General features: G+C 54.3%; 16 protein-coding genes. 9 read left to right on the forward strand and 7 right to left on the reverse strand.

Annotation, left to right across the window (positions count from 1 at the left end; translation table 11 throughout):
• The first annotated feature begins 171 nt into the window (after positions 1 to 171).
• The 5 genes from ACIGCM_RS08930 to ACIGCM_RS08950 all read left to right on the forward strand — a co-directional run bounded on the left by ACIGCM_RS08930 (position 172) and on the right by ACIGCM_RS08950 (position 4,615).
• Positions 172 to 1,143 (forward strand): XdhC family protein, encoded by a 972-nt coding sequence (locus tag ACIGCM_RS08930; RefSeq protein ID WP_397501683.1) that lies wholly within the window; start codon positions 172 to 174, stop codon positions 1,141 to 1,143.
• A gap of 29 nt (positions 1,144 to 1,172) precedes the next feature.
• The gene (locus ACIGCM_RS08935) at positions 1,173 to 1,724 is read left to right on the forward strand and encodes a nucleotidyltransferase family protein (RefSeq protein WP_397501684.1); all 552 of its coding nucleotides are present in this window, start codon (positions 1,173 to 1,175) and stop codon (positions 1,722 to 1,724) included.
• Positions 1,725 to 2,023: 299 nt separating this feature from the next.
• Positions 2,024 to 3,451, forward strand: a complete 1,428-nt coding sequence (locus tag ACIGCM_RS08940; RefSeq protein ID WP_397501685.1) for a cytochrome ubiquinol oxidase subunit I — start codon at positions 2,024 to 2,026, stop codon at positions 3,449 to 3,451.
• Positions 3,452 to 3,453: 2 nt separating this feature from the next.
• Positions 3,454 to 4,464 carry a cytochrome d ubiquinol oxidase subunit II gene (cydB, locus tag ACIGCM_RS08945; RefSeq protein WP_397501686.1) on the forward strand — a complete coding sequence of 337 codons (1,011 nt, stop codon included), beginning with the start codon at positions 3,454 to 3,456 and terminating at the stop codon, positions 4,462 to 4,464.
• 10 nt (positions 4,465 to 4,474) lie between these two features.
• Complete coding sequence (locus ACIGCM_RS08950; protein WP_397501687.1) at positions 4,475 to 4,615, forward strand: DUF2474 domain-containing protein; 141 nt, start codon at positions 4,475 to 4,477, stop codon at positions 4,613 to 4,615.
• A gap of 148 nt (positions 4,616 to 4,763) precedes the next feature.
• Here the strand turns inward: ACIGCM_RS08950 and ACIGCM_RS08955 are convergent, their stop codons facing one another.
• The 4 genes from ACIGCM_RS08955 to ACIGCM_RS08970 all read right to left on the reverse strand — a co-directional run bounded on the left by ACIGCM_RS08955 (position 4,764) and on the right by ACIGCM_RS08970 (position 8,627).
• On the reverse strand, positions 4,764 to 5,489 hold the full coding sequence (locus tag ACIGCM_RS08955; protein WP_397501984.1) for an amino acid ABC transporter ATP-binding protein: 726 nt from the start codon (positions 5,487 to 5,489) through the stop codon (positions 4,764 to 4,766).
• A 19-nt stretch (positions 5,490 to 5,508) separates the two neighbouring features.
• Complete coding sequence (locus ACIGCM_RS08960) at positions 5,509 to 6,456, reverse strand: amino acid ABC transporter permease (RefSeq protein WP_397501688.1); 948 nt, start codon at positions 6,454 to 6,456, stop codon at positions 5,509 to 5,511.
• A gap of 84 nt (positions 6,457 to 6,540) precedes the next feature.
• Positions 6,541 to 7,338 carry a transporter substrate-binding domain-containing protein gene (locus ACIGCM_RS08965; RefSeq protein WP_397501689.1) on the reverse strand — a complete coding sequence of 266 codons (798 nt, stop codon included), beginning with the start codon at positions 7,336 to 7,338 and terminating at the stop codon, positions 6,541 to 6,543.
• Positions 7,339 to 7,490: 152 nt separating this feature from the next.
• On the reverse strand, positions 7,491 to 8,627 hold the full coding sequence (locus ACIGCM_RS08970) for a methyltransferase (protein ID WP_397501690.1): 1,137 nt from the start codon (positions 8,625 to 8,627) through the stop codon (positions 7,491 to 7,493).
• Between the two features lie 160 nt (positions 8,628 to 8,787).
• On the opposite strand from ACIGCM_RS08970, the gene ACIGCM_RS08975 reads away from it, so the two are divergent.
• On the forward strand, positions 8,788 to 9,564 hold the full coding sequence (locus ACIGCM_RS08975; RefSeq protein ID WP_397501691.1) for a ferredoxin--NADP reductase: 777 nt from the start codon (positions 8,788 to 8,790) through the stop codon (positions 9,562 to 9,564).
• A gap of 138 nt (positions 9,565 to 9,702) precedes the next feature.
• On the opposite strand, the gene mscL is transcribed toward ACIGCM_RS08975, so the two are convergent.
• Positions 9,703 to 10,107 carry a large-conductance mechanosensitive channel protein MscL gene (gene mscL, locus ACIGCM_RS08980; RefSeq protein ID WP_397501692.1) on the reverse strand — a complete coding sequence of 135 codons (405 nt, stop codon included), beginning with the start codon at positions 10,105 to 10,107 and terminating at the stop codon, positions 9,703 to 9,705.
• 251 nt (positions 10,108 to 10,358) lie between these two features.
• Here mscL and ACIGCM_RS08985 point away from each other — a divergent pair, with 251 nt between their 5' ends.
• Complete coding sequence (locus ACIGCM_RS08985; protein WP_397501693.1) at positions 10,359 to 10,604, forward strand: YdcH family protein; 246 nt, start codon at positions 10,359 to 10,361, stop codon at positions 10,602 to 10,604.
• A 106-nt stretch (positions 10,605 to 10,710) separates the two neighbouring features.
• Entirely contained in the window at positions 10,711 to 12,075 is a 1,365-nt protein-coding gene (radA, locus tag ACIGCM_RS08990) for a DNA repair protein RadA (RefSeq protein ID WP_397501694.1), read from the forward strand.
• A 35-nt stretch (positions 12,076 to 12,110) separates the two neighbouring features.
• Here the strand turns inward: radA and ACIGCM_RS08995 are convergent, their stop codons facing one another.
• Positions 12,111 to 12,482, reverse strand: coding sequence for a PilZ domain-containing protein (locus ACIGCM_RS08995; RefSeq protein WP_397501695.1), 372 nt, complete (start codon positions 12,480 to 12,482; stop codon positions 12,111 to 12,113).
• Positions 12,483 to 12,725: 243 nt separating this feature from the next.
• On the opposite strand from ACIGCM_RS08995, the gene ACIGCM_RS09000 reads away from it, so the two are divergent.
• Positions 12,726 to 13,232 carry a DUF3015 domain-containing protein gene (locus ACIGCM_RS09000; protein ID WP_397501696.1) on the forward strand — a complete coding sequence of 169 codons (507 nt, stop codon included), beginning with the start codon at positions 12,726 to 12,728 and terminating at the stop codon, positions 13,230 to 13,232.
• 96 nt (positions 13,233 to 13,328) lie between these two features.
• Here the strand turns inward: ACIGCM_RS09000 and glyA are convergent, their stop codons facing one another.
• Complete coding sequence (gene glyA, locus ACIGCM_RS09005) at positions 13,329 to 14,582, reverse strand: serine hydroxymethyltransferase (RefSeq protein ID WP_397501697.1); 1,254 nt, start codon at positions 14,580 to 14,582, stop codon at positions 13,329 to 13,331.
• Positions 14,583 to 14,601: the final 19 nt, after the last annotated feature.

Here is a 14,601-nt window from a genome sequence, read left to right on the forward strand (position 1 = left end):
GTGGCAATCTTGATTTCCGCGCTGCCAGACATGTTGAGTGTGAGCGGTAGGGGTATGACGCTTTTTTATCCACCCATCAGAATGATTGCTAAAGCTGTTTTGTGCCGGTGGACAAGCTTCGCCCAGCCCATTTGTTATGGCAACGGCCCGTATTTTTGTAGAGAGCGCTAAATGCAACATCTTGATCTATTGGTGATTCGTCAGGCCCTGCAGTGGTCGCAGGCCGGCCAGCGAATTTGGCTGTGTACGGTGTTATTCACCTATGGCTCCGCGCCACGGGCGCCCGGCTCATTGCTAGTGGTTAATGAGCAGGGCGGCTGGCTGGGCTCGTTGTCTGGCGGCTGTGTCGAAGACGATTTTCTCCAGCGTGTCAGCGAAGGTGCTTTTCCTGAACCTGCAACCTCCGTGCGTTATGGCGACGGGACCGACAGTCACTCGAATGTAAGTTTGCCCTGTGGTGGCGTTTTGGAGGTCTTGGTCGAAAACCTGGCATCCAGCTGTGAGGTGCAGGCGCATCTACGTGAGATGGAAAGCGCCTTGCTCGGCCAGTGCCGGTTAATGCGCTCGGTCACTATGCCGCAGGGCACATGGCAGCTGACTGTGGATGTCGAGCACGGCCCACGGGTGCGCCGCGACTTGGACACCTTGCAAATCCGCATTGGCGCGGCGCAGCGTCTGCTTCTGGCAGGCTATTCCAGTGTGGCTCATATTTGCGCCGAATTTGGTAAAACCCTCGGTTTTGAAGTGGTGCTCTGTGACCCGCGGGATGAGGTGCTCGACGGCGTTGAAATTGCGGGCGTGGAGATCCGCCGCGAATTGCCTTCGATGGTGATAGCCGCAGGTGGTTGTCATGCAGACACCGCTGTTGTGGCGCTCACCCATGACCCACGCATTGATGACTTAGCCATGATCGAAGCGGTGCGAACCGAGGCGTTTTATATCGGCGTAATGGGGTCTGAGCAAACCACCGAGAAGCGCTTTGCGCGGTTGTTACGTTCTGGCGGCCTAAGCGAAACTGACCTGTCGCGAATCCAAGCGCCCATAGGCCTCAATATTGGCAGTAAAACCCCAGCGGAAATCGCTCTGGCGGTGCTTGCCGACATCGTTCGCCTGCGCAACGGCATTGCCAAGGATCTGCTCTGAATAACGCTGCCTGCGAGGTTATCGCCGTAGTGTTGGCTGCTGGGCGAGGGCGGCGCTTTGGCAGTGACAAACGCATTGCCAGGCTGCGCAACGGCCAAGGCTTGCTGGCCACCAGTATCGCTCAAGCGCAGCGCCATTTTGCCAAGGTCTATGTGCTCTTGCGTGGTGATGATGACCCCCAGCAGCTTGGGCTCCGTTCTGACACAGCCATTGTTCGCTGCACCGATGCCGATAAGGGGATGGGTACCAGCCTGGCGGCGGCTGTTACAGCGGTGTCCCGGCTACACCCGCAGGCGCAGGCCATTGCTGTGTTGCTGGGGGATATGCCTTGGATTGCCGACGGCACGCTGCAACGGCTGATACATGCCGCTGATGCCTCGCGGATTGTGTTCCCTGTGTATAACGCTGAGCGTGGTCATCCGGTCATATTTGGCAAGCAGTATTGGCCGCAGTTACAAGGTTTGGAAGGCGATCAAGGTGCCAAGGCGCTGCTGCAGGAGCATGCACTGTCTTGTGTTAGCGTGGTCGTTGAGGATGCTGCGATCCTGCTCGATGTAGATCGCCCTGACGCACTGCGTTGAAGACCGTGACTGATAGCGACAAACAACCACAGCAGTTAATTCTGAGTAAACAGCTACTCTTGATCTAGCGTAAGCAGCTTTTTGCTTACTCTGTATTGATACAGGTCAGCGCTTGAGTGCCAACGTTTCGCTGAACCCTTGGTTGGCGTCCTCCACGGCTCGTGATTAAGGACGCACCCAGTATCATTCTAATGATCAACGATAAGAACCCTGACGCCACTTGACGATCAGAGTCTAGAGAACAATTTGGCAGACCTCGGTTGAAGCGGGGTTTTGTATAACCTGATTGAGGACGCGCCATGTTTGGCTTAGAGGCATTGGAGTTAGCCCGGATCCAGTTTGCTTTCACCATTTCGTTTCACATCATCTTTCCCGCAATCACCATCGGTTTGGCCAGCTATTTGGCAGTGCTCGAAGGGCTGTGGCTGAAGACTGGCAAAAGTGTGTACATGGATTTGTATCACTTCTGGTCGAAAATCTTTGCCGTTAACTTTGGTATGGGCGTGGTGTCAGGTCTGGTGATGGCCTACCAGTTCGGCACCAACTGGAGTGCCTTCTCTGATTTTGCCGGAGCCGTTACCGGGCCCTTACTGACTTACGAGGTGCTCACTGCATTCTTCCTCGAAGCAGGTTTTCTTGGGGTCATGCTGTTTGGTTTAAACCGCGTAGGCCCGGGCTTGCACTTCTTCTCCACGCTGATGGTCGCCATCGGTACACTGATCTCCACCTTCTGGATTCTGGCCTCAAACAGCTGGATGCAAACACCGCAAGGTTTCGAAATAGTTGATGGCCGGGTCATCCCGGTTGATTGGTTCGCGGTGGTTTTCAATCCGTCGTTTCCTTACCGCTTGATGCACATGGCAACGGCAGCGTTCTTGGCCACTGCGTTCTTTGTTGGGGCATCTGCTGCCTGGCATCTGCTGCGCGGTCGAGACAGTCCGGCGATTCGCACCATGCTCTCAATGTCGATGTGGATGGCGCTGATTGTTGCACCCATTCAGGCGGTTATTGGCGACTTTCATGGCCTCAACACGCTGGAGCATCAACCCGCAAAAATCGCCGCAATTGAGGGGCACTGGGAGAATCCTCCAGGTGAGGCTACGCCATTGATTCTATTTGGCTGGCCAGATATGGAGCGCGAAGAGACGCGCTTCAAAGTCGAAATTCCCAAGCTCGGTAGCTTGATCCTGACCCATAGCCTCGACAAACAAGTGCCTGCACTTAAAGAGTTCCCCAAGGAGGACCGGCCTAACTCGACCGTGGTGTTCTGGAGTTTCCGGATTATGGTCGGTCTTGGCTTGCTGATGATTTTGACAGGGGTTTGGGCGCTGTTGTTACGCCGAGGCGCAAAGCTGTACGAGAATCGCGCGTTCTTGAATTTGGCACTGTGGATGGGGCCTTCGGGTGTGATCGCGATTTTAGCGGGCTGGTTTACCACTGAGATTGGCCGTCAGCCTTGGGTCGTTTATGGCCTGATGCGCACCTCGGATGCGGTCTCAAATCACACCGTGATGCAGATGAGCGTGACCCTGGTGCTATTTGTCGTGGTGTATTTCGCCCTGTTTGGTGCGGGTTTCGGTTACATGATGCGTCTGGTACGCAAAGGCCCTGTGCCGGTTGAAGGCACTAACCATCAGGAAGGTGGCCCAGGCCAGAAACGCACACCGTCGCGTCCGCTGTCTGCTGCGCCGGACGACAACGAAGACACTCAGACTGAAAGGAGCTGAACATGGTCGGCATAGATCTCTCGCATATCTGGGCTGTGATCATCGCCTTTGGAGTGATGATGTACGTGGTCATGGATGGATTCGATCTGGGTATCGGTATCCTTTTCCCGTTCGTTAAGGATGACAGCGAACGCGACCTGATGATGAACTCTGTGGCACCCGTCTGGGACGGTAATGAGACTTGGCTGGTGTTGGGCGGCGCGGCATTGTTTGGCGCCTTCCCATTGGCTTATGCGGTGGTGCTTGAGGCGCTTTATTTACCGTTGATATTTATGTTGCTCGGCTTGATCTTTCGCGGTGTAGCCTTCGAGTTCCGCTTCAAAGCCAAGGCCCACAAGCGGCATATCTGGGACAAGGCATTTATTGGCGGCTCGATTACCGCCACCTTCTTTCAGGGCGTCACGCTGGGTGCATACATCGATGGTATTGAAGTGGTTAACCGCGCCTACGCTGGCGGCCCGCTGGACTGGCTGAAACCCTTCGCATTGTTTTGTGGCCTGGCGTTGGTCGCGGCCTATGCGCTGTTGGGTTGCACCTGGCTGATCATGAAAACCGAAGGGCGCTTGCAGGAACAAATGCACAACCTGGGTAAACCGCTGATTTTGGTGGTTTTGGCGGTTACCGGTATTGTCAGCCTGTGGACACCTCTGGCCCACCCCGAAATTGCCGAGCGCTGGTTTAGCCTGCCGAATCTGTTCTGGCTGTCGCCGGTGCCAATACTGGTTCTGCTCTGTACATGGGCGTTGTGGCGGGCTGTGCAAAAACGTCAGCATTACGCGCCATTTTTGCTGACCCTTGGCCTTATCTTCTTGGGATACAGCGGTTTGGGGCTTAGCCTGTGGCCGAATATCATCCCGCCAAGCGTGACCATCTGGCAGGCGGCTTCACCGCCGCAAAGCCAAGCGTTTATTCTGGTCGGCGCGCTGTTTATCATCCCGTTCATTTTGATGTACACCGCATGGAGCTACTACGTATTCCGCGGCAAAATAACCCATGAACATGGCTACCACTAAGGAGCGCCGCATGGCTGACACGCAGCAGAAGAAACCCTTGTATCAGCGAATTGGCTGGTTGGTGGCTATCTGGGCGGGCAGCGTGCTGGCATTGGGGGTGGTGTCATTACTGCTGCGCTGGTTTATGAGCGCAGCAGGGATGACCTCTTAAAGGCGTTGTTCGTTCGGTGTGACAAGCGAAGCGTGTTCACCGTGGGTCAATTAGCTATTGAGTGAGCCTGCAAAAATGGTGGCCGAAAAGAGCGTCGACCACCCTACGAGAGCCAAGGGTGTTAAGGCCACACAGGGCCGTTGCCGCCCTACAGGAGCTTCGACAAAAACTGCTCAAGGCGTGGGTGTTTGGTGCTGCTGAAGATGTTATCCGGCGTGTCGCTGACCAAGAGCTCACCGTCTTCCATAAACAGCACCCGGTCAGCCACTTCGCGGGCAAAGCCCATTTCATGGGTCACCACCACCATGGTCATGCCTTCGTTGGCCAGGCTCTTCATCACATCAAGCACCTCGCCGACCATTTCCGGGTCGAGCGCTGATGTGGGTTCATCAAAAAGCATGACGTCAGGGTTCATGGCCAGCGCGCGGGCAATGGCCACCCGTTGCTGTTGGCCGCCCGAAAGCTGCGCCGGGTAAACATTCAGTTTGTCACCCAGACCTACGCGCTTAAGCAGTTGTTCGGCGTCTTGCTCTGCCTGCTTTGGTTCACGCTTGGCTACCTTGATCGGTGCCAGCATGACGTTGCCTTTAACTGTCTTGTGCGGGAATAGGTTGAACGACTGAAACACCATGCCGACCCGTTCACGTAGCTTGTTTATGTTGGTGCCGGGGGCATACATGTTGATGCCATCGATGATGATCTGACCATCATTGATCTGTTCAAGCTGGTTGAGTGCGCGCAAAAAGGTCGATTTGCCCGAGCCGGACGGGCCAATAATCACCACCACTTCACCGCGAGCAATGGTCGCGCTGACATTCTTAAGGGCATGGCAGCCATTGGCGTAGATTTTATTTACTTGGGTGGCAATGATCATGTCATTGCCGGTATAGGCGTCAGTCACTGGCGGCTAACCTCTTTTCAATGCGGCGAACAACCCACGACAGCAGGGTCGTCAGGATTAGGTACAGGCCGGCAACGGTGATCCACACTTCAAATGTCGCAAAGCTACCGCTGATGGCTTCTCGCCCGGCTTTGGTCAGGTCGGTAATAGCAATGACCGAAACCAGCGAGGAATCCTTGATCAGGTTGATCAACTGGCCCGCCATCGGCGGCAATGTGCGCTTGAACGCTTGGGGCAAAATGACGTGAGTCATCGCCTTGGGATACGACATACCCAGCGAACGAGCGGCTTCCATTTGACCTGGTGCAATCGACTGGATACCTGAGCGCACAATCTCGGCGATATAGGCCCCGGTAAAAATCGACAACGCCATAACCCCAGCCGAGAAGCGGTCAAGGTTGAGCATGGTCCCGACGAAGAAGTACATGATGAATATCTGCACCAGCAACGGCGTGCCGCGTATCAGGCCAATGTACATAAACGCCAGGTTTTGGCAGGCCGGATTATGGGATATCCGCATTAAACCTGCGGCCAGACCAATCAAGGTGGCGAAGAACAGCGAGATCACTGAAATTTTTAAGGTCACCCACAGGCCATCGAGCAGTGGGCCAGAACGCCACTTCACTGTACGAGCGACTACATCGCCTTCAAAAATCAAATCACCTTGGCTGGCGACGACTTGATCATAGTCTTTGAACAGCTGTGGTTTGCTGCCGTCATCCAAGGTAAGGGTAATGGTGTCTTGGGTGATGTTGGTGATGGTGCCATTACCGCTGGCGCGTAGATCGAGCGGTGCGGTGTTGACGAGATAAGGCAGGACGCGTGCCCATTGCCAGCTGTAGTTGATCTGCTTTGAGGCTATATACAACGTGCCCATAAGGCCCGCGAGAATAAGTACTGATAAGCCGTGCCAAAGCCAGCGTCGGGGACTGGTCAGCAAAGTGACCTCCTGAAAGTTTAGGTTTTGCGGTAACGCGCGAGGCAAGTGGAAATCAGGCCAGAGTTGAGTCTGGCCTGATGGGTGTTACTGAACCTGATTGAGCCAGGTATCGCTTTCAAACCACTTGGCGTAAAGACGATCGTAGGTGCCTTCACCTTTGATCTGACGCAGGAAGTTGTTCAGGACGTTGAGCATTTCAGGGTCGCCCTGAGCAACAGCCCAGCCCAGTGGCTCGAAGGTGAACGGCTTGTTCAGGTGAACAACCTTGTCCTTATTCTGCGCAAAGTAGATTGCGTTGAATGGCAGGTCATAGATGAATGCATCAGCTTTGCCGTTGGTGACTTCAAGCACGGCATCAGACTGGGTTTCGAAGACGTTGATTTTGGCTTTGCTAAGCAGACGTTTCACTGCTTGTTCACCGGTGGTACCGAGCTTGGTCGTGATGGTGTACTGCGGATCGTTGAGGTCTTTGTAGTTGTTGATTTTATCCTTGAGCTTAGGATTCAACAGAATGCTCTGGCCAATCACGATAACGGGATCAGCGAAGTTAACGCGCATGTTGCGCTGGGTGTTGATGGTCATGCCGCCATTGATCATGTGGCACTTGCCAGTCAGCAAGGTGGGAATGATGCCGTCCCAAGCGGTGTTAACCGGAACGTATTTAACCCCCATTTGTTTGGCGAGCAGTTTGCTCATATCGATATCAAAACCGATAAATTCGCCCGTTTTGCTTTTCATCTCGAACGGCATGTAGCCCGCATCGAAACAAACTTTAAGCTCCCCTGATTTAACAATGTCATCAAGAACCGGACCCGCCTGAGCTGTCATTGAAGCGCCTAGCAGGCTGGCGGTAATCGCCAAGCCGGTGAAGAATTTTCTCATCTGAGATTCCTTATTATTTGAACGCGTTATTGCGTTCTTATTTGTTGGCATCTGCCTTTTGTAAAGGCACCTTTGTTATAACAGGTTAAGCCTTGAATGAAAAAGTCCAAGGCCTGCCATAGGTCGCTCAGAGAAAAGTGGGTCGCTAACAGCTACTTAATTGCTTTGAGAATGACAAATTTAGGGTTGGCTGCCACTTGTTCGACGCCACGAAACAGGCGTTTCAGTTTTTGGTGGTAGCCAAGGTGACGGTTACCGACAATCCACAGCTCGCCACCGGTGACCAGCGCGGCATGGGCTTGTTGAAACATGCGCCAGGCAAGGAAGTCACCGACCACTTGTTGTTGGTGAAACGGCGGATTGCACAGCACCATCTCCAATGACTCATCCGGTTGTTCCGCCAGACCATCACCCGCGCGGATATCCACAGGACGGTCACCGAGCGCATTCAGCCAATTCTCACGTGCTGATTGCACCGCCATATAAGACTCATCCACCAGCGTCATCTGTGCATCAGGGTTACCCAGTGCATAGGCGATTGCCAGTACGCCATTGCCGCAGCCCAAGTCAGCAACGCGCATCGGCGTCTGATGTTTAGGCAGGTGCGGCAAGAAGGCTCGCGTACCGATGTCGAGGCCTTCACGGCAGAAAACGTTGGCATGATTAATCAGGCTTATTGGCGGCTTTTCCAGGGCATAGCGGCTCGGGTAAGGCGAGACGGGTTGTGGCATTTGCTCTGGCGTGGCAATTAGCAAGCGGGCCTTTTTGACGGCTAACGAGGCCTGAACCGGGCCGATGTATTTTTCCAGCAGGTCGCCCGCTGCACGCGGTAAGTGTTTGACCATGGCGGCCGCCACAACCTGAGCGCCCGGTGCTAACTGGCCATGGAGGCGAATTAGCTGTTCTTCGAGCAAGGCCAGGGTCTTGGGAACTCGGATCAACACGCGATCAAACGGCCCTTGCGGGACCTGTTCAGCCGTTACGAAGTCGACGGCGTCTGTCTCCAACTGATTGCGCTGCAGATTGATCTGCAGCGCCATATGGCCTAAATGCGAGTCTGAACTGCTGAGAATCTGCGGGCGGTTTTGCTTCATGGCAGCAAGCGAGCAGGCGAGTGCTCCAAAGCTGTCGTTCAGGACCAACACGCGCAGGCCTGCCCCAGTGCCTTGCTCGGCAAACTGGTTGAGCAGGTATTCATCTGCGGCATCAAAGGCCTGCAGGGTTTCATGGGACTGTTCTGGCTGGCGGATTAGCTCAAGCTCAGCAAAAGGCGTAACAAATATAGGCATATAAGCTGCTGGTTTTTATCAACGAGAAAGTGCGCGACACTGCAGACTGATGGGCCGGGCGGTTAGAAGGCTATAGCTTAGCTGTTTTACCCTCATCACCGTGCAGCAATAGTACCTGGACACTGCTCAGGCCCAACCACTGACTCACTTGGGGAGCCCTATGAGCGTGAGTGATGACAAGTTCACCCGGCAGATTCTTAGCGATGTGCATGTCTGGTCGCCTACCTTATTCAGCCTGCGCTGTTCACGTGATCCGGGATTTAGATTTACGGCTGGGCAGTTCGCCCGCTTAGGTGTGAGCAAAGCAGATGGGACTGTGGTTTGGCGGGCATACTCGATGGTTTCCGCGCCCCATGATGACTATCTGGAGTTTTTTTCGATCGTTGTGCCGGGCGGTGAATTTACTTCTGAGCTGAGTCGGTTGTCGGTGGGCGATACGTTGCTGGTGGATAAGCAAGCCTTTGGCTTTCTCACCCTTGACCGCTTTATTGATGGTCGTGACCTTTGGCTGGTCGCCAGTGGTACGGGCTTGGCGCCATTCTTGTCGATATTGCAGGGCCTTGAGGTGTGGCAACGCTTCGAGCGCATTGTGCTGGTCTACAGCGCCCGCACCGCTCAGGAGTTGGCATATCAGCAGCTGATTAAGCAGCTAAGCACTTTGGAACACTTGGCTGAATACGCGCACAAGTTGGTGTATGTGCCGGTCGTTACCCGAGAATCAGTTGCAGGTTGCCTCAGTCAACGAATCACTGGGTTAATTGAAAGTGGTGAATTAGAGCGTGCTGCCGGCGTCGCGATGGACGCTGAACACTCGCGCGTGATGCTCTGCGGCAATCCTCAGATGATTGATGACTTGCGCCAGCTTTTGAAGAAGCGCGATATGCAACTGAGCCTGACCCGTAGGCCGGGCCAAGTCGCAGTGGAGAATTATTGGTAGCAGGCGCGAGTGGTGGTTTTGTAGGGGTGTGTCAACGCGAAGCTTGGCCACCAAGGATCAATTAATGATCGAATATGCCTGCAAAAAGGGTGGCCGAAAAAGGTGTCGACCCCCCCGAGCTTTATTTCGCGATGGTTGTTAGATCTTATCTTTCAGCAGATCGCGGATCTCAGTCAGCAGCACTTGATCTTTGGTCGGGGCAGCCGGTGCTGCTGGAGCTACTTCTTCCTTACGCTTGAGGCTGTTCATGACTTTGATCGCCATAAAGATAGCGAAGGCCACGATCAGAAAGTCGACCAAGGTCTGGATGAACTTGCCGTAATTCATGGTCACTGCCGGGACATCGCCCTGCGCCGCTTTAAGCACCACAACTAAATCGGTGAAATCGACACCGCCAATCATCACACCTAATACCGGCATGATCAGGTCGCCCACGAAGGATGCGACGATTTTGCCGAATGCCGCGCCGATGATAATACCGACGGCCATGTCGACCACATTGCCCTTAACGGCAAACGCTTTGAACTCACTGATAAAGCTCATGTTTCCGGTCCTTGCGATCTATGGTTGTCTTTTTATTCTAAACACTCAACTGCATTTAGCCACTAAATAACTGAGCGTTTTTGTCAGGGGTTGTCAAAAATGTGGCTGTCTGGATTGACTTGGTGCGTTAGTGCAAAAAAGTTGACTGCTCAGCAACGAGCCGCTGTTGTTTATCTCTGAGCAGGCCTGCAAGCAAGCAGAGCGCGTAGGCTCGACTAGGCTGAAGGTAAATACACCAAGAGGACGCAAACATGCCGTTGGAACATCACTCCCTAAAAAATGAGTTTCCACAATACGGCGCACAGTTCAGCGCATTGGCCCAGTCAAATAAGCGGTTTGCCCGACTTGTGCAAGAATACGAAGCCTTGGATAAACGTATTTATGAAGTCGAAGACGGTAACGACTCAATGGATGATCTGAACTTACAAGGCCTGAAAATGCAACGCGTGACCCTCAAAGATGAAATCTCCGATTTACTCGCGAACGCCGAAAGTTAAACGCCTCAATGGCTGTTGCCGGGTAGGGTGTTTTCAGGCTATGTGGATTGTCGCTGCTTCCTCAGGAAAGGCTATGATGGACGCTTTGCTCTGAGGAAGTCTGTTGATGGCTAAGGCCAAACGATTGTATGGCTGCACCGAATGCGGTGCCACATTTCCCAAGTGGGCCGGCCAGTGTGGTGAGTGCAGCGCGTGGAATACCTTGGTCGAAACCATGATCGACGCCAACGCCTCTGCGCCGAGCGGGCGCAGCGGTTGGGCTGGACAGCAGACGCCGCTCAAAACCCTGGCTGAAGTTAGCGTTGAAGAAATGCCGCGATTCTCAACTGCATCCGGCGAGCTTGATCGGGTGTTGGGTGGTGGTTTGGTAGACGGCTCAGTGGTGCTGATCGGGGGCGACCCGGGCATTGGAAAGTCGACTATCTTGCTGCAGACCTTGTGCAATATCGCCACCCGTTTCCCTGCCTTGTATGTGACGGGCGAGGAGTCTCAGCAACAGGTGGCCATGCGCGCCAGGCGTTTGGGATTGCCGGAAGACAAGCTCAAGGTCATGACCGAAACCTGTATTGAAAGCATCATTGCCACGGCGCGGCAAGAGCAGCCGAAGGTGATGGTGATCGATTCGATTCAGACCATCTTTACCGAGCAGTTGCAATCAGCGCCTGGTGGTGTGGCGCAAGTGCGCGAAAGTGCCGCGTTGCTGGTGCGCTTTGCTAAACAAACCGGTACGGCGATCTTCCTGGTTGGCCATGTCACTAAAGAAGGTGCGTTGGCGGGGCCGCGGGTGCTTGAGCACATGGTCGATACCGTGCTGTATTTTGAGGGCGAGTCAGACGGGCGCTTGCGCTTGCTGCGTGCGGTGAAGAACCGCTTTGGCGCGATCAACGAACTCGGCGTGTTTGGCATGACCGATAAAGGCCTCAAAGAGGTGACCAATCCTTCAGCCATCTTCCTCACGCGGGCGCAAGAAGAGGTGCCGGGCAGTGTGGTGATGGCCACTTGGGAGGGCACACGGCCGATGTTGGTTGAGGTGCAAGCCTTGGTTGATACCAGCCATCTGGGCAATCCGCGGCGGGTGACGCTGGGGCTTGATCAGAACCGCTTGGCCATGTTGCTGGCGGTGTTGCACCGACATGGCGGCATCCCGACCTATGATCAGGATGTATTTCTTAACGTCGTGGGTGGCGTCAAAGTGTTGGAAACCGCATCGGATCTAGCCTTGATGGCCGCGGTTATCTCAAGCTTGCGCAACCGGCCCTTGGCGAATGATCTGCTGGTGTTTGGGGAGGTGGGGTTGTCGGGTGAAATTCGTCCGGTGCCCAGCGGTCAGGAGCGTTTGAAGGAGGCCGCCAAACACGGCTTCAAGCGTGCCATTGTGCCTAAGGGCAACGCCCCCAAAGAATCTCCAGCCGGACTTGAAGTGATAGCCGTCACTCGCCTTGAGCAAGCGCTGGACGCCTTGTTTGACTAACAAGGCTAGATTGACCCTGAGTAAATGAGCGTGGCTTAGTCGTCTTCACCGAGCGCACTGAGTTCACGCTCAAGCAGTGATTCATCACCCAGATTGAGCTCGACCAAGCGGCGTAAGTGGCTAATCGATTCCAAGTCAATGTGCTCGCAGGCAAAGCCGAGCAGGCCGTCGTCATCGCGGGTTTCAGTCACTTCCATACGCACTTTGGCGACTTCGCTTAGGCTGATCTGTACATCAAACAGCTGTTCTGGGTTTGCCTGCCAGTCAGTGGGACGCTCGACCATCAGTCCTTTGAGCGAAATGTCATGCAGTTTCACCTCCCAGCGCTGCACGCCTTGGGATATCTCAGTCGGTGCATCAAAGGCGATTCGCTGAAAGCGTCTACGTTCCGTGTTTTTGTCGCTCATGTTCAACTCCTGATTTGCGTTCTCAACACTATAGCCAAGCCTGCACAGCAGAATATGTTTGTTTGCCCAGAAAAATATTTTTGCTTGGCTATTTTTGAGCAAACCCCTTTAATCGTTGGGCAATACTGTGATTGCTGTTAGAAATATTTGCTCCAGCTCAAGCCTCTTATTTGACAGTTTTGCAAGTTTCACCAAAGCTGCTAGTGCAGCTTTATAATTATATTTTGGCGGAGCACAAGAAAAATGGAAAAGCGATTGCTGAGCAAAGGCTTGATTTTCGGTTTGTTGACTGTTGCCAGCGTTGGGGCTTATGCCGAAGCGCCAGGTGGCCCGGCGTGCGGTTGGGGTAACATGCTGTTTGATGGTCAGCGTGGCCTTGCACCGCACTTTCTAGCGAGTACAACCAACGGTACGTCCGGTAACGCCACATTTGGTATGACCTCAGGCACTAACGGCTGTAGCACCAGCGGTAAACTCACCTACGGTGGCCGTTCGATGTTGGCTATGAACGGCATGCTCGACTCGATTGCTGAAGACATGGCCCAAGGCCAGGGTGAGGCACTGGATGCCTACGCTGTGCTGCTGGGTATTCCTGCAAGTGACCGTGCGCAATTCGCAAAGGTTACTCACGAGAACTTCAACACTATCTTCTCTTCTGCAGATGTCACCAGCGAGCAAGTATTGGCTTCGACTCTGAATGTCATGAGCCAAGACAGCAAACTGGCTCCTTACGCGAAAACACCTGCGTAAAACCACCCGCTATAAAAAAGCCCGCGCCATATGGTGCGGGCTTTTTCGTTTAACCACCCATAGCGTTGCTACAACGCTATGGGTGCTTGCTTGGGTTCACGCACCGTAGACCGGGAAGCGCGCGCACAGTGCTTTAACCTGCTCGCGGACCTTGGTTTCTACTGCGTCATTGCCGATGTTGGCGAGGACTTCGCAGATCCAGCCTGCCAGTTGACGGCACTCGTCCTCTTTGAAGCCACGAGTGGTCACCGCTGGGGTGCCGATACGCAGGCCAGAGGTTACGAACGGTGAGCGTGGATCGTTTGGTACCGAGTTTTTGTTCACGGTGATAAAGGCACGACCCAGTGCTGCATCCGCATCTTTGCCGGTGATGTCTTGCTTGATCAGGCTGAGCAGGAACAAGTGGTTTTCAGTCCCGCCAGACACCACGTCATAGCCGTTTTCCATAAACACGCTGGCCATGGTCTGGGCGTTCTTGATCACTTGCTGCTGGTAAGTCTTGAATTCAGGCAGCAGGGCTTCTTTGAAGCACACCGCTTTGGCTGCAATCACGTGCTCCAGTGGGCCACCTTGGCCACCTGGGAATACCGCCGAGTTGAATTTCTTTTCCAGCGCTTCGTTGCTGCGCGCCAGAATCAGGCCGCCACGTGGACCACGCAGCGTCTTGTGGGTGGTGGTGGTGACAACGTCTGCGAAAGGCACCGGGTTAGGATACACGCCTGCTGCAACCAAACCGGCAACGTGAGCCATGTCGACAAACAGGTAAGCACCCACTTTGTCTGCGATTTCACGGAAGCGTGGGAAGTCGAGGATCTGCGAGTAGGCCGAGAAGCCCGCGATGATCATTTTTGGCTTGTGCTCAACGGCCAGGCGCTCAACTTCGTCGTAGTCGATCAGGCCATCATCGTTGATGCCGTACTGTACCGCGTTGTAGATCTTGCCGGAGAAGCTGACGCTCGCACCGTGAGTCAGGTGACCACCGTGAGCCAGGCTCATGCCCAGAACGGTGTCGCCGGCCTCAAGCAGGGCCATGTACACGGCGCTGTTGGCCTGTGAGCCGGAGTGCGGTTGAACGTTGGCATAGTCAGCGCCGAACAGTTCTTTGGCACGGTCAATGGCGACCTGCTCAACGATATCAACGTACTCGCAGCCGCCGTAGTAGCGCTTGCCTGGATAGCCTTCAGCATACTTGTTGGTCAGCACAGAGCCTTGGGCTTCCATCACCGCTGGGCTGGTGTAGTTTTCCGAGGCGATCAGTTCGATGTGTTCTTCTTGGCGTTGGGCTTCTTGCTCCATCGCGGCAAACAATTCGGCATCAAAACGGGCAAGATTCAAATCACGGCTGAACATAGCAATCCCCTGAGAAAAC

This window comes from Pseudomonas sp. NPDC078700, from assembly GCF_044542375.1.
In the GTDB taxonomy this organism is placed as follows: Bacteria; Pseudomonadota; Gammaproteobacteria; order Pseudomonadales; family Pseudomonadaceae; genus Aquipseudomonas.

What these genes read in the sequence shown, in the direction of transcription:
- ACIGCM_RS08970 (WP_397501690.1), bottom strand. Translation starts at nt 8,627, where the DNA reads ATGCCTATATTTGTTACGCCTTTTGCTGAGCTTGAGCTAATCCGCCAG.
- ACIGCM_RS08930 (WP_397501683.1), top strand. Translation starts at nt 172, where the DNA reads ATGCAACATCTTGATCTATTGGTGATTCGTCAGGCCCTGCAGTGGTCG.
- ACIGCM_RS08965 (WP_397501689.1), bottom strand. Translation starts at nt 7,338, where the DNA reads ATGAGAAAATTCTTCACCGGCTTGGCGATTACCGCCAGCCTGCTAGGC.
- ACIGCM_RS08950 (WP_397501687.1), top strand. Translation starts at nt 4,475, where the DNA reads ATGGCTGACACGCAGCAGAAGAAACCCTTGTATCAGCGAATTGGCTGG.
- ACIGCM_RS08955 (WP_397501984.1), bottom strand. Translation starts at nt 5,489, where the DNA reads ATGATCATTGCCACCCAAGTAAATAAAATCTACGCCAATGGCTGCCAT.
- mscL (WP_397501692.1), bottom strand. Translation starts at nt 10,107, where the DNA reads ATGAGCTTTATCAGTGAGTTCAAAGCGTTTGCCGTTAAGGGCAATGTG.
- ACIGCM_RS08985 (WP_397501693.1), top strand. Translation starts at nt 10,359, where the DNA reads ATGCCGTTGGAACATCACTCCCTAAAAAATGAGTTTCCACAATACGGC.
- ACIGCM_RS08940 (WP_397501685.1), top strand. Translation starts at nt 2,024, where the DNA reads ATGTTTGGCTTAGAGGCATTGGAGTTAGCCCGGATCCAGTTTGCTTTC.
- ACIGCM_RS08995 (WP_397501695.1), bottom strand. Translation starts at nt 12,482, where the DNA reads ATGAGCGACAAAAACACGGAACGTAGACGCTTTCAGCGAATCGCCTTT.
- ACIGCM_RS08975 (WP_397501691.1), top strand. Translation starts at nt 8,788, where the DNA reads ATGAGCGTGAGTGATGACAAGTTCACCCGGCAGATTCTTAGCGATGTG.
- glyA (WP_397501697.1), bottom strand. Translation starts at nt 14,582, where the DNA reads ATGTTCAGCCGTGATTTGAATCTTGCCCGTTTTGATGCCGAATTGTTT.
- cydB (WP_397501686.1), top strand. Translation starts at nt 3,454, where the DNA reads ATGGTCGGCATAGATCTCTCGCATATCTGGGCTGTGATCATCGCCTTT.
- radA (WP_397501694.1), top strand. Translation starts at nt 10,711, where the DNA reads ATGGCTAAGGCCAAACGATTGTATGGCTGCACCGAATGCGGTGCCACA.
- ACIGCM_RS09000 (WP_397501696.1), top strand. Translation starts at nt 12,726, where the DNA reads ATGGAAAAGCGATTGCTGAGCAAAGGCTTGATTTTCGGTTTGTTGACT.